10 protein-coding genes are annotated in these 14,473 nt (G+C 41.8%); all 10 read right to left on the reverse strand.

Going from position 1 to position 14,473, the window contains the following annotated elements; translation table 11 throughout:
- Nucleotides 1-57: 57 nt before the first annotated feature.
- Nucleotides 58-639, reverse strand: a complete 582-nt coding sequence (locus tag DXB54_RS00080) for a xanthine phosphoribosyltransferase (RefSeq protein WP_118693890.1) — start codon at nt 637-639, stop codon at nt 58-60.
- Between the two features lie 176 nt (nt 640-815).
- Nucleotides 816-3,302 (reverse strand): ABC transporter permease, encoded by a 2,487-nt coding sequence (locus DXB54_RS00085; RefSeq protein WP_199708714.1) that lies wholly within the window; start codon nt 3,300-3,302, stop codon nt 816-818.
- 7 nt (nt 3,303-3,309) lie between these two features.
- A complete protein-coding gene (locus DXB54_RS00090; RefSeq protein ID WP_021938687.1) occupies nt 3,310-4,014 on the reverse strand; it encodes an ABC transporter ATP-binding protein in 705 nt (234 codons plus the stop codon).
- A 379-nt stretch (nt 4,015-4,393) separates the two neighbouring features.
- Entirely contained in the window at nt 4,394-4,963 is a 570-nt protein-coding gene (locus tag DXB54_RS00100) for a DUF6553 family protein (RefSeq protein WP_021938688.1), read from the reverse strand.
- Nucleotides 4,964-5,022: 59 nt separating this feature from the next.
- Nucleotides 5,023-6,069 (reverse strand): galactose ABC transporter substrate-binding protein, encoded by a 1,047-nt coding sequence (locus DXB54_RS00105; protein ID WP_118693893.1) that lies wholly within the window; start codon nt 6,067-6,069, stop codon nt 5,023-5,025.
- Nucleotides 6,062-7,060 (reverse strand): sugar ABC transporter substrate-binding protein, encoded by a 999-nt coding sequence (locus DXB54_RS00110; protein ID WP_118693894.1) that lies wholly within the window; start codon nt 7,058-7,060, stop codon nt 6,062-6,064. Before DXB54_RS00110 ends, DXB54_RS00105 begins: the two co-directional genes overlap by 8 nt.
- On the reverse strand, nt 7,047-8,888 hold the full coding sequence (locus DXB54_RS00115) for a sensor histidine kinase (RefSeq protein ID WP_118694466.1): 1,842 nt from the start codon (nt 8,886-8,888) through the stop codon (nt 7,047-7,049). Before DXB54_RS00115 ends, DXB54_RS00110 begins: the two co-directional genes overlap by 14 nt.
- An 81-nt stretch (nt 8,889-8,969) precedes the next feature.
- Nucleotides 8,970-10,574: a response regulator gene (locus tag DXB54_RS00120; protein WP_118693895.1), complete on the reverse strand. Its 1,605-nt coding sequence runs from the start codon at nt 10,572-10,574 to the stop codon at nt 8,970-8,972.
- Nucleotides 10,575-11,214: 640 nt separating this feature from the next.
- Nucleotides 11,215-12,867, reverse strand: a complete 1,653-nt coding sequence (locus DXB54_RS00125) for a galactose/methyl galactoside ABC transporter permease MglC (protein WP_118693896.1) — start codon at nt 12,865-12,867, stop codon at nt 11,215-11,217.
- 18 nt (nt 12,868-12,885) lie between these two features.
- Nucleotides 12,886-14,394, reverse strand: coding sequence for a sugar ABC transporter ATP-binding protein (locus DXB54_RS00130; RefSeq protein ID WP_021938694.1), 1,509 nt, complete (start codon nt 14,392-14,394; stop codon nt 12,886-12,888).
- Between the last annotated feature and the right edge of the window lie 79 nt (nt 14,395-14,473).

Genomic DNA, 14,473 nt, shown 5'->3' on the forward strand with positions numbered 1-14,473 from the left:
ATGGCTGATGCTATGTGTCAAGGTTTCATATAAATCTTGACACACTCTTGTAATTATCTACTGTGGACGGAACTCTATCTCGCCTGTTTCAGAATTCATACTGTCAACAATTGCAAGTGATTCAAGATGATATCCAAGATTACGGATTATCTGACCGCCGGTCTGGAAGCCTTTTTCTATGACAATTCCAATTCCCTCAACGCTGGCACCTGCGGACTTTACGATAGAGATAAGTCCCTGAAGGGCACAGCCATTTGCAAGGAAATCATCTATTATAAGAACCTTATCCCCGGGATTTAAGAATTTCTTGGATACTATAACCTGATTCTTGCACTTATGGGTAAATGACTCAACCTCTGCCACATACACATCGCCCTCTATGTTTATACTCTTTGATTTCTTGGCAAATATAACCGGCACGTCAAAATGTCTCGCTGCAACGCAGGCAATACCTATTCCTGATGCCTCTATTGTAAGGATCTTATTTATCTCGGTTCCTTCAAATCTCTTCTTAAATTCTTCTCCGATCCGGTCAAAAAGGCGAATGTCCATCTGATGATTAAGAAAACTGTCAACCTTAAGTACATTTCCCTCTTTAACAATTCCGTCCTTCAAAATTCTCTCTTCCAGAAAGTTCATTTTTATCCTCCATTTTCCTTGAACATCAGCCATCAAAAATTTTTCCATCTGGTGATAGCTGACACAGCTCATAGCGCGGCTCACAAAATGTCAGCGTGCTTACTCTTAACTAAGATAGAATACAACATAATTCCCCAAAGTTCTACATTTTTATTTGAGTTTATAGTCTCAGTTCTTTACTCCACTGATTTCAACGACTCAGCCATATTTATATTTTCAAGCTTTGCCGACATAATGAGATTTACCAGGAAGTTAAATACAAATGTCAGCACGATGCTATATACATAGCTAAGTGGTGCCACATACACATCAAAGGAAACCATGTCAACCTTTATCTGGGACATAACAAATCTGTGGAGAAACACTCCAAGTATAAGTCCGAAGACAATTCCAAATGCCGTAAGGACACGATTTTCCCGGAATACATATGCAGAGGTTTCATTTTTGAAAAAGCCCAGCACCTTAATGGTCGCGATCTCTCTGATCCTTTCGGTAATGTTGATATTTGTAAGGTTATAGAGAACGATAAATGCCAGGGCACCAGCCGAAAGAATGACCACAATGACGATATAATTCATACTCTTCATCATATTTGAAATTCTTTCCTTCATGTCATTATTTACAGTTACAGACAGGATACTGCTGTCCTCCATAAGGTCTGCTGCCGCCTGATGGGCATCAATGCCGTCCTTTAGATTGAAATACACCGTCTTATATTCCGGAGCACCTCCCATCTGCTCCTCGTAGGTATCCGGAGAAATGAACACATAGTTGTATACGTGATTGTTAAATATCCCCGATACCTTGACCCTTATCTCCTTCATGTCACTGTTTCTCACAGTTATCTCATCACCGGTCTTGATACCATACTGTTCTGCCAGGGCATTGTTTATGACTGCCTCGCCTTTTCCCGGGTAATCTATCTCTCTCCCCTTATGATCCTTAAACTTCACATATCTTGATATATGTGCCGGATCCTCCATGATTATCATATTCACGGATTTTATTCCTGAATCCTCAACAAGATCCCAGCTCATTTCACTGACTATATCATATTCTTCAACATAATCGCCAAGCAATTCATCCAGTCTCGCAGTATCTGCACCTCCGGTCATATTGCCTGTATTAAAGCTTATGGTACCGTCTGCCACCTGTATCTCCCCAAACTGGGTATCGGCAAATCCCGTTATGGAGTCCTTAAGACCAAAGCCCGTAAGGAGCAGTGCCGTACAGCCGCTTATACCTATTATCATCATGAAGAAACGCTTCTTGTATCTGAAGATATTTCTCACAGAAACCTTCTTAAGGAACTTCATACGCTTCCATATAAATGGAATACGCTCCAACAAAACTCTCTTCCCCGGCTTCGGAGCCTTTGGTCTCATAAGTCCTGCTGCCGTTTCGGCAAGCTCATACCGGCAGGACAGCCAGGTGGTTCCGATGGTACAGAGAAGTGACGCCGCCAGCACAATACAGATCAGCTTCCAGTCAACAACTCTTATGAGCGGAATATTTATATACATAAGGTGGTAGGCATACCAGATAACCTCAGGGAACACATAGGTACCTATGAGGTATCCACCAACACAGCCGATCACCGCAGCAGTTCCTGAATAAATCATGTATTTGCCCATGATAGTTGCCTCACCATAACCCAGAGCCTTGAACATTCCTATCATGGATCGCTGCTCCTCCACCATTCTGTTCATGGTGGTCATGCACACAAGAACCGCAACAAGTATGAAAAACACCGGAAATACTCTTGATACACCATCCACAATACCTGAGTCACTCTCGAAGCACACATAGCCCACATTGGTATTCCTGTCAAGAACATAATAGTCCACATCGTTAACGTCATCTATGGTCACGTCCCCGACCGCATCCGCCGGCATACCGGCAGCAACCATGAGCTCCCTGTACCTCTTAGTCACCTGATCCTTGCATATCTCATCCCATGCGTCATTCTTCTCATCCATGTAATCCTTGTACTCATCAGAGTACAGGTCATAATCCTCATTAAACCTCACATATACATCTGTGTAATAGTCGCTCTCTATGTTGTCCGCCATAACATAAACGAAGCCTAAGAGCTTACCGCTTCCGATAGATGTGGTTCCCCTCTCGAAGTTAATATATAACGGAGTATTGACGGTTCCAACTACTTTAAGCTCCTTCTCCTTCATGGCGTCGTAGTATGTGTCACTGTTCTCCTTAGACACTTTGATTGTGTCCCCTATGGACACGTCCGATATCTTGGCGTCCATAACACACTCGTCATTACTCTCCGGCATACGACCGTCAACCAGCTGAAGCTTGTTCACATCCTCCGGCAGGGACATGGTCTTTAAGACCTTCTCGTTTTCGTCAAAGCCCGAGTACAACAGGTCAAATGAATACACACCCTCGGCAGCTTTCACATCATCCTCCCCTGCAAATACTTCCACATCATCATCAGTAAATCCCAGTGTGGACATAAGGTGCAGATCGTAAAAATCCGATGTGCTGAGGAAATCCGATACAGTATTTACCATGTCCGGCTTGGTCATCTTAAGTCCCGAGAAGAAACCCACGCCCAGAGCAATAATAGCCATTATAGCCGCAAATCTTCCAAATGTATTTTTTATCTCACGAAATGTCGTGCGTCTCATCATTGATTTCATAAAACACCTACCATTCAAGATCTTCAACATTCATAATATTTTCGTTTTTTATGACCTTCTCAACAGTACCACTCTTCACAGTTATAACCCTGTCCGCCATGGCAGTAAGAGCCTGATTATGTGTTATGACTATAACTGTAGTGCCGGTGTTACGGCAGGTATCCTGAAGTAGTTTGAGTACTGCCTTACCTGTATTGTAGTCAAGAGCTCCTGTTGGCTCATCACATAAGAGAAGCTTCGGATTCTTCGCCAGAGCCCTTGCTATGGCAACTCTCTGCTGCTCTCCGCCCGACAGTTGGGCAGGGAAATTTGCCATACGATCCTCTAGCCCCACCTGCTTAAGTACAGTAGCCGCATCGAGAGGCTCTCTACAGATTTGTCCCGCAAGCTCCACATTCTCAAGGGCTGTAAGGTTCTGCACCAGATTATAAAACTGGAATACAAAGCCCACATCATAACGTCTGTAGGCTGTAAGCTGTCTCTTGTTAAGCCTGGATATCTCCTCACCTGCAAGCTTTACGCTTCCGCTGGTCAAGGTATCCATTCCGCCAAGGATATTCAGTATAGTGGTCTTTCCGGCACCGGAAGCACCGACGATCACACAGAACTCCCCCTTTTCAATCTCAAAATTCACGTCACGAAGAGCATGTATCTCCACCTCACCGGTTTTGTACACCTTCTTTACATCCTTAAATTCAACATACGCACACATAATATCTCCTTTCTGAAACCAAAAACACAACTGGAAAAGCCCGACTGAACGTCAGGCTTTTTTCTTTATCTTCGCGAGACCTGCAGTCAGCTCTGCCATATCAATAGGCTTTGACATATGCCCGTTCATTCTCGCCTCAAGCCACTTGTCAACGTCGTCCTTAAAGGCATTTGCCGACAACGCAATTATTGGTATGCAAGCAGCTCAGTATCTCTGTTCACCCGCGACTCACTTTCAATCAACATATTTGCACAATTATAGCAAATATTTATACATCCCACAACTTATATCGACATCCACCGATTATCGCCATCCATTTAACTGAATATATTATTCCAATGTTTTTTAGCTGATTTCCCCGGTATATATCCCTCCGGCTTTATTTTTTCAGAAAATGCTCCCTGTTTGGATATTCCTGTCGGAATGCAATAAGGGCAGCTTTCTGTAACAACGCAAATTCTTTATCCATATGAAGCATATGAGGTGCCGTAAAAGCAATGGCACTTATCTGTTCTGCAATTTTTTTTGTGACACTCTCATCCGACAACTGTCCCATTCCAAATACTATAGAGGTAAAGCCTCTGCCATTTCTGCTTACATCTATAAACTTGAGAAAAGCATTTTTTATCTCATTTACCAAAATATCCTGCTCTTCCACGCTTCTCTTGTCCGCTTCGAAAAGACACAGTTCCGTAATAACATTTATTGCCTGTTTTTTTCTGGCCCCGCCTATGTCTATGGCACCACCCTCGGCAACATATTTCATCTCCATAAGGCACTTGACAAATGCATCATTTTTAGGCTTCCTCTTCCCATATCTGGCAACCCAGAGTCTGTCCCTGAACAAATCTGTTCCAGTCTTTTGGTCAGGCGTATTTTTCTTTAATATCTCAAGCCTTTTTTCAGGATTTATCTCATTATAAAACTCTTCTGTCCAATCATCTTGCATATTTTTCTCTCTTCACCTTCCTATATGTTATGTACCAAATATTTCTTACCGGAAGAATACTACTGTCGTGGTTTAAGAAATTTCTCCACAGAAGATTCATCAACCTTCTGGTATGGTGATACATAGTATCTTCCCAGACTTAAATCATGAGATTCAATGTCAGTTTCCTTGAATATATCCACTGCCAGCTTTGCCATCTCCCTTGCCTGGTCCTCCTTGTCGTTATATACAGTTCCCTGCATAGTTCCGGCTTCCACTGCTTCAAGAGCATCTTTAAGCCCATCTATACCAAATATCACAGGCCATTCCTCTTCAGGGTATCCTGCCTTCTTATATGCTTCCACAGCTCCCAGCGCCATCTCGTCATTGTTTGATATGACCATTTCTATGCTGTTTCCATACTGGCTTATAAGCTGTGTCATCCTGTTCTCTGCCTGACCCCTGTTCCAATCAGCAAACTGATAGCTGAGCTTTTCAAGAGTGATATCTTTACTGATAAGTGTCTTGACAGAGCTGTCTGTTCTGCTTATGGCATCCTGGTGTCCCGCCTCACCCTCAAGGAGAATATACTGTATCTTTCCATCCCTATTACGATCTACCTCCGGATGTTCATTTATATAATCTGCGGCAATCTCTCCCTGCATCTCTCCTGATTGTTTCGCATCGCATCCCACATAATACAGCTTATCCCACTGCATAAGATCATCCATAACAGGTTCCCTGTTAAAAAAAATAACAGGAATATCATTATCTCTGGCATTTCTTATTATCTTTGAAGGAGCAGTTCTGTCCACCAGATTAACACACAGAATATCGCATCCTGCATCTATCATTTCCGCTGCCACCTCATCCTGGTCTTCCTGATCGTCATCTGCACTCCTTATAGAGACTATGATCTTCATATGGGCAGTCTCCATGGATTTGAGTTCAGTTTTGAGACAATCAGTGAGTGCGTTGATAAATGCATCATTCTGCGTATAAGTTATAACCCCTACCCTCAGGGTTGTGTAACTCTTGTGTTTCCTGCTTCCACAGCCCGCCAGACTCACCATCATACCCCAAATCAGTACAAAGGCTGTTATTTTTTTTAATATAAGTCTATTCATATGAGTATAAAAACCTTTCTACATCGTCAGAGAAAATATCCTCTCTGTAAATAACCTTAGCATCTGCCTCATGGCTTTCAAGGGAATAAAATGAATTGTCAAGCTTCTTCGCAAGTTCCATAATACTTTCATACCCTATATCATATCCATCCGGCACCACCAGACACCTTATCTGCCCATAATCAAGAAGCGTCACTGACTTCATACTGCTTCCAATACCATATATCTCTGCGCCATCATACTTTCCGTCAACCGCTTCCTCCCCAAGGATATCAAGTACATCTGTGTCCATTGCACATATATAATCAACTCTTTGGGAATTATCAACAAGACTGCACACATTCTGATTTTCAAGATAATAATACTCCCATATTATCTCACATCCCGTACCTGAGAGGGCATCTATGACACCCTTTACCTGACTTACGGTTGCCTCTGTTTTCTCTCTGCCCGCATATATTCCAATCTTCTTCCCATCAAGGGCGCCTCCGTTATTTTTCACAAGCTCCTCACCAAGCTTATATCCCATCTGGTAATTATCAGGCTTTATAACAGGGAATCCACTTGCTGTATACTCTGCGTCATTCCCGGAGTCTTTCCCTTCGCCTGCGATATACACGTCCTCAGTAATAAGCACAAATGGCACCTCATTGTTTAGCTCCTGAAGCATCTGCAGAGTATTGCTTCCCGGTGCAGGACATATGATAAATGCATCCACATTATTGTCAAGCTGCTCATATATAAGGGTCTTTTCATCATCGGCATTTTTTATATCATCTGTATTGCAGATAATAAGATGAAGATTATTCAAATCTGCTGAGTGCTTCAGTCCTTGGAAAAGAGCATCCCATCTCTTATCACCGGATCTCTCAACTATAACCGCAACCCTCTTCTGGGGAACATCCTCTTCGAATATTTTTCTTACAAAAAATACGGCAAGAGCCAAAAGAATCAATTCTGCCACAATAATGGTAATCTTACTTTTCTTCATCTGTCACCTTCGCCTTTCCGTATTTCTGTTTCTCAAGCTCCACACGATTCTGATCATTATAAGGTATCGCAGGAATATGGATAACTATTCTGGTTCCCTCATCAGGCTCGCTATACACCTGAAGTCCGTACTGACTGCCGAACATGAGCTGTATCCTGTTGTGAACATTGATAAGCCCCACTCCGGAGCCATGCTTTGGTACCTTCTCATTATCTGAAAGGATGTTGTCAACAACCTCCTCTGACATTCCCATTCCATTGTCCTCAACAGTGATATAAATATCATCATCCTTCTTCTCACCGCGAACCGTGATCTTGCCGCCATCATCCTCATCCATATTGCCAACGCCGTAATAAATAGCATTTTCAAGTATAGGCTGAACCACTAGCTTTACAATACAGTAATCATTTACCTCTTCATCTATGATAAACTCAGTCTTAAAACGTTCTTTGTATCTTACCTTCTGTATGTTCATGTAGCTTCTGCTGTGCTGAATCTCATCTGATATCTTTATTATGGTTCTGCCCTTTGAAAGACTGATTCTTAAGAGCTTGGCAAGCTCAGATATCATAAATACCGCATCAGTATTCTTGTGAGCCTCAACCATCCAGGTAATCGATTCAAGCGTATTGTACAGAAAGTGAGGATTTATCTGGCTCTGAAGCGCATCCATCTCGCTCTTCCTACGCTGATTCTGCTGCCTTATTATCTCCTCCATCAGTTCCTCGATCTGCTCATAGGACTTCTGGACGGAATAACCCAGGTGTCTTATCTCCGAAGATCCGCCCACGTATATATCCGGTTTCTCTCCTGCCTCATATGCCTTAACTGACTCATTAAGCTTAAGTATAGGTCTTGAGATTTTTTTTGTGATTATCCTGTTTACCTCAAGGATCATCATGAGAAGAACTATGGCTGTTGTGATTATATAATATCTGAATTTCTTAATATTTATAGTCTGAACCGTATCCGGGACCACACCAATTATCTTCCAACCGGTATATGCAATACTTCCAACAACCACATTTCCGCTTTTTCCGTTTAATTTCAGTTCATAGGTTCCGTCCTCCAGCATGGCAACCTTTCCTACATCCTCTGATATAAGACCTCTGTCTATCTCTGTCCTCCTAGGATGATAGATTATCTTGCCTTCTCTGTTGCACAAGTAGTAGTATACTTCGTTGGAATCCTCATTTATAGCTTTCATGGTATCGGATATAACTGAACTCTTCATATCCACAAGGAGCACACCACTTACGGGCGTCTTTCCGTTGTTGATATCCACCGATCGGCTTAAAGATATTACCCAGTAATACTTATACGACTCATCTGCGAATAAATTCTGTATGTGCGGTGTAGAAAAATGTATATTCTCAATGTCCCTTAATGCATCTGTATACCATTTCTGGGATTTCACATTCACGTTATCCTTCTGCTCCATGACAGGCTCTGCCGCCACCAGTTTCCCCTCATTATCAAATAACGCAAGGCTCTGGACTTTGTCATTATTTACCTCATAAAGCAGACTGAACTGTCTGGCAAATTCCTGATCATTTACATCGCCTTCCTGGATTATGTTATAATTCAAGGCATTGGAAATCTGTCTCACATTAAGAAGATCTGAATCTATCTTTTCAACAGTGCTGTTTATAAGGCTCTCTGCATTAGATATAGCAGTCTGCTTTATAGCCCGCGTAAATCTGTTATAGATAAGCAGCCCCATAACGACGGTTGTAACTATCGTGAGTGTAGTAAGTACTGCCATGATTATGGATTGTATATCAAATCCTATAAATCTTCCTCTGTGAAACCAGCCCCTTATTCTCATCTTAAGAGAATGTTTATCCTTCTGCTGTCCATATCCCTTTTTTTTACCCATAATAAGTGTTCTTCCATTTCTGTTTGATCATCAGCCGTTCAGATGCTCTGTTCTGTACTTTGAGGGTGATACCCCAAAGCTCTTCTTAAACACATAGCTGAAATAGTTTGCATCAAGATACCCCACCTTTTCTGCAATCTTATAGCTCTTCTCATTTGTCTCGAGTATGAGTGACGCCGCATGTTCCATTCTGTAATCCGTAAGATAGGAAACAAATGACTTTCCTGTCTCCTTCTTAAATACCGAAGAAAAGTATGAGTTAGATACTCCCAGATCTGAACACACCGTATCCAACGACAGATTAGGCTCCATATATCTATCCCTTACTATATTCTGTGCATCTGTAACCAGTCTTCTTGAAGTGCTGTTTCGGGCATTCTTAAGTTCCTCGGCAATGGCTGTGGCTGTTTCTGTTATCCACGAGGTCAAGGTACTCTCATCCATCTCCGGTACCTTTTCATATGGATTTTCCACACCACAGCAGAACTCGTTAAAGTCAATAAAATTATTTGCACAAAATCTATAGAAAGCTCCCACCATCTCCATGGTGGCGAGGTTGTACTGACTTACAGTCTTGGCATTCCTGTGAAGCTTTTCGATCTCCTTTGCTGCCGATTTCTTTATTGCATCAACGGAGCCGAGATGTATATTCTTAAACAGATCATGCATTTTTGTATCCTCTGACTGGATGGCGATCTCCTGCTCTTTTGGTGCTATCTCACCGATATTTATAGCCCGCCCGGTTCCGTAGAGGACTCTGTAGGACAAAGCCTCTCTGGCGCCATCATAGGAATTATTTATATTAAAAAGGTTATCCAGGCATCTTCCGATACCTGCTGTAACCACGGCTCCCATAACTCTGTATGCCCATCTGCAGAACCTGTCGCAGGTATCCGTAAGCTGAGCTACAGTATCCTCTGAGGCAAGCTCTACTATCAATACCGTGTTGCCGAGATAAGTAAATATCTGACTGTTCCACTCTGAAAGTATCCTGTCCTTAATTTCTCTTTCCACTGACATGGACAACAGCAGGGGGTTCATGCCCTCCGGCACATGATGTTCTGATGTGTGGAATATGGCACAGCAATAATATGGTCCCCTCATATTTATCTGGTATGCGGAAAGGAATTTCTCATAGTCCGACTCCTTCACACGTCCTTCAATAAGAGATATGAACAAGTTCATCTGAAGCATAGGAAGGGAATCATTGAAATAGTTCTCTAGCTTCTTCACGTTAAGCTTCTCTTCTCTCTCAATGTCCAGTGTATTCTTAAGTCTCTTGAGACAGTCTGACAGCTCCAGTGCATTGATAGGCTTAAGCATGTATTCTTCTATCTCGAGATGTACTGCCTCCTTGGCATATTCAAACTCATCAAAGCCTGTAAATATTATTATGTGTATATTGGGATATTCGTTATTCAGCCTTCTGGACAATTCAAGTCCGTCCATGTAAGGCATTTTTATATCTGTGATAACCACATCCGGCTGAAGCCTCTCTGAAAGCTCCAAGGCTTTTACTCCGTTGTTGGCACTGCCCACCACTTCGAAGCCCAGCATATCCCAGTGTATCTTATGTTCTATTACGTCAATTACCTCTTCTTCATCATCCACAAGAAGTACTTTATATTTATCCATCAGTTTTTCCTCCGATACTAAACATTATCCCATGTAACCCCATAGGTCTCAGAGAGTTGATATTTCCTGCCGATTTCTTTTACAAAGCACGGCAAATCTGCTTTCACATTTTCTTTCACACTATTTTCATTATATCAGATATTGTCGATTACATAAATCATTTTACTGAAACTTCATATATGCACATCTTTAAATTTTTCACATTTCTAAATACGTATATATTGGGAGTGATCATCCACATTCACATATAGTATAATGCCAGTCACGCTTGTTTTTCTATTCGGTTCGACCAGCTTATTAACCGCCAGTCGCCCAAACTCGTCGGAGCCATGAAAATCACGCACGTTGTTTGTGATTTTCATTACTCCTCCTCAAACATGGGCTTTGTGCCGGTAGCAAGGTCAAACCTCATTACGAAAACCTGCGCTATGGTCTGGACATTTATACTATATGTGAATTGTGGATATATGCATCCGACTCTGTAAAATAAACATATGACCTATAAGATTATATCTTGATATACACATAAAGCCGCCCGATCATCCTTTAGATAACCAAGGCGGCTTTACGTCTACGACACTGTCGTTTTATTAAATTTATCTGTGATATTGCAAGTCACACAACATTTATCTGTCTGTGATTACTTCTTCTGTACATACTTGAGACAGTCAAGTGTTACGGCTGCAAGAATGATGATACCTTCGAAGATGAACTGAAGGTTTGTATCAATACCAAGTATTGTAAGAGAGTATGTAAGTGATGTGAAGATAAGTACACCTGTTACAACACCTGAGATCTTACCGATACCACCTGTGAATGATACACCACCAACTACGCAGGCTGCGATTGCGTCCATATCCCAGCCCTGTCCATAAGCTGCCGATCCTGAACCAACCATTCTGTTACACTCAAGCCATGAACCAAATCCGTAAAGGATACCTGCAAGGATGAATGCTCCAAGAGTTACTTTAAATACTGAGATACCTGAAACTGCTGCTGCCTCAGGATTACCACCTACAGCGTAGAGATTCTTACCAAATGTAGTCTTGTTCCAGATGAACCATACTACGATGATTGCTACAACTGCCCAAATAATAATTGTTGGGAAGTTACCAAGTCTAGGGATGAACATATTTGGAATTGCTGAATCAATAGCACCAAATGATACACCCTTTGTTGCGTATGTTACGAGACCGAAGATAATAAGCATGTTAGCCATTGTTGAAATGAATGGATGCATCTTAAACTTCGCCATGAAGAAACCTGCTATCATTGCAAATACTGTTGTAAGAATGATACATGCAACAAGAGCGAAGATAGCTCTGCCTGCTACAGGAATATTTGTAAAGTCAAATATATGTCCGAATACACCACCTGTATTAATACCATTGTGCATAATGATTGTGGCAGTAACCATACCCATACCTACCATACGTCCTACGGAAAGATCGGTACCTGTTAAGAGGATCAATCCGGCAACACCAAGTGCAAGGAACATTCGAGGTGAAGCCTGCTGTAAGATATTAAGTATGTTTGTAAGTGTAAGCAGCTGTGTATTCTTAACGATAGGTGTAATAATACAAAGTGCTATGAAGATAAGGATGATTACAATATACAGACCATTCTTGTAAAGGAACTGTGATGTATTGAAGTTGTATTTGTAATTCTCAAAGCCCTGTGCTCTCTTCTGTCCGAATGTGTACTTTGACATACGGAGAAGATCGATTAAGTGATACTGATGTAAGAATGCGTCATGCTTTCTGTCCTTGATCTCCTGGAGTTTTGAGTCGTGAGCCATCTGGATATCGAAGAGTCTGTTCTTATATACATACTTCTCATCCTTGATCTCGCCTGAGTCTGTAATCTGCTTAAGTGCCTGCTCATGCTCAACCTTTAATGTTGCTTTCTTCTTGTCGTAAGCTTCATTCTCTGCTGCCTTTTCTAATTCGCAGCTTGCTTCTACCTTCTGGTAATACTCTGTCTTGTAATGCTTCTTAAGGTATCCTTCAGCGTCTGCGATGAGAGCTGAAACCTTTGACTTATTTGCTGCCTCAACAGCCTTAGCCTTCTCTAAATCCACCTTATCCTTAGCAACAATCCTCTGGATCTCGTCCTTTGATAAGTTCTTGTCCTCCTTTGTGAGGGCTATATGGTTCTTTAAGCTCTGAACCTTGTCAGCTCCGTCAACACGAAGTGCGTCGATCTGACTCTGTATTTTTCCAACATATTCATCAATCGGCTTTAAGAGTTTTGCCTCGTCCTCAGCCGAAAGTATCTTACTATTGTCTGCCATATCCAATACTCCTCTCTTTTACAAATATTTAGCACTGAGTCTTAATAATTCTTCCTGGTTTGTTTCCTTTGTGTTTACGATACCTGCAAGATGTCCGTTAGACATAACGCCTATACGGTTTGTGATACCAAGTATCTCAGGCATCTCTGAGGAAACAACTATAATTGTCTTGCCCTGCTTTGCCATGTTGATGATCAATTCGTAGATCTCATACTTGGCACCTACATCGATACCTCTTGTAGGATCGTCCATCATGAATACGTTAGGTGAACGCTCAAGCCATCTGCCGAAGATGACCTTCTGCTGATTACCACCTGACAGGCTTGAGATCATATCATCAGGTCCCATACACTTTGTATGCATGACCTTGATCTCCTCTGCTGTTGCACGTACCATGTCGTCATTTGATAATGCAAGACCTCTCTTGTAGTGGTTCATATTTGCAATGGTTGTGTTAAATGTAAGATCTCCTTTAAGGAAGAGACCGTTTGCCTTTCTTTCCTCTGTTATAAGGGCAAATCCATGATCCATAGCATCCCTTGGTGAGGAGAAGTTCATCATTTTTCCATTGTATACTACATTTCCTGCTGCTCTTGTTCGAATACCAAATATGGTTTCAAGAAGCTCTGTACGGCCGGCACCAACCAAACCATAAAGTCCGAAGATCTCACCCTTCTTTACATCGAAGGTGATGTTCTGTAACTTCGGAGCATATTTTGTAGAAAGTCCCTGTATTGAGAGAACGGTTTCACCCGGCTTATTGTCAACCGGTGGGAATCTGTTGTCCAGAGAACGGCCAACCATCGCTGATATAAGCTCATTCATATCTGTATCCTTGCTGTCCTTTGTCATAACAAGACTACCGTCTCGAAGTACTGAAACCTGGTCACAGATCTCGAAGATCTCATCCATCTTATGTGAAATATAGATAAGGGAAATACCCTGCTCCTTTAACTGTCTCATCATCTTGAACAACTTGGCAACCTCAGGTGCTGTAAGTGATGATGTAGGCTCATCAAGTACGATAACCTTTGAGTTGTATGATATAGCCTTGGCAATCTCGCACATCTGTCTCTGTGATACGGACATTCTCTTCATAGGCTGTGTGAGGTTAACAGTTATTCCAAGCTTTCTGAACAGATCAGAAGCTTCCTTTCTCATTCTGCCTTCATCAATTATACCCATTGAGTTCCTAGGGTATCGTCCAAGGAAGAGGTTATCTACAACGCTTCTCTCAAGACACTGGTTAAGCTCCTGATGAACCATTGCGACACCATTTTCAAGTGCATCCTTGGGACCTGTAAAGTTTACTTCTTTACCATCTAATATTATAGTTCCTTCGTCCTTCTGATAGGTTCCGAAGAGACATTTCATCATTGTCGATTTTCCGGCACCATTCTCACCCATAAGACCCATTATTGATCCAGGCTTAACATTCAAATTGATATGATTAAGAACCTTGTTTCTACCGAATGATTTGCTCATGCCGTTAATCGATAAGATGTATTTATTCTTATCATCTGCCATAGTTCTACTTCCTTTTCTTAGTAAAAGAAGGGTATCAATTTTTTTCTGACACCCTTCTGAGTTAAATCATTTTGCCTTT

The organism is Coprococcus sp. OM04-5BH (genome assembly GCF_003482105.1).
In the GTDB taxonomy this organism is placed as follows: domain Bacteria; phylum Bacillota; class Clostridia; order Lachnospirales; family Lachnospiraceae; genus Coprococcus.

Coding starts and splice junctions, on each gene's coding strand:
- DXB54_RS00115 (WP_118694466.1), bottom strand. CDS start 8,888: ATGAGAATAAGGGGCTGGTTTCACAGAGGAAGATTTATAGGATTTGAT.
- DXB54_RS00120 (WP_118693895.1), bottom strand. CDS start 10,574: ATGGATAAATATAAAGTACTTCTTGTGGATGATGAAGAAGAGGTAATT.
- DXB54_RS00105 (WP_118693893.1), bottom strand. CDS start 6,069: ATGAATAGACTTATATTAAAAAAAATAACAGCCTTTGTACTGATTTGG.
- DXB54_RS00100 (WP_021938688.1), bottom strand. CDS start 4,963: ATGCAAGATGATTGGACAGAAGAGTTTTATAATGAGATAAATCCTGAA.
- DXB54_RS00125 (WP_118693896.1), bottom strand. CDS start 12,867: ATGGCAGACAATAGTAAGATACTTTCGGCTGAGGACGAGGCAAAACTC.
- DXB54_RS00130 (WP_021938694.1), bottom strand. CDS start 14,394: ATGGCAGATGATAAGAATAAATACATCTTATCGATTAACGGCATGAGC.
- DXB54_RS00090 (WP_021938687.1), bottom strand. CDS start 4,014: ATGTGTGCGTATGTTGAATTTAAGGATGTAAAGAAGGTGTACAAAACC.
- DXB54_RS00110 (WP_118693894.1), bottom strand. CDS start 7,060: ATGAAGAAAAGTAAGATTACCATTATTGTGGCAGAATTGATTCTTTTG.
- DXB54_RS00085 (WP_199708714.1), bottom strand. CDS start 3,302: ATGAAATCAATGATGAGACGCACGACATTTCGTGAGATAAAAAATACA.
- DXB54_RS00080 (WP_118693890.1), bottom strand. CDS start 639: ATGAACTTTCTGGAAGAGAGAATTTTGAAGGACGGAATTGTTAAAGAG.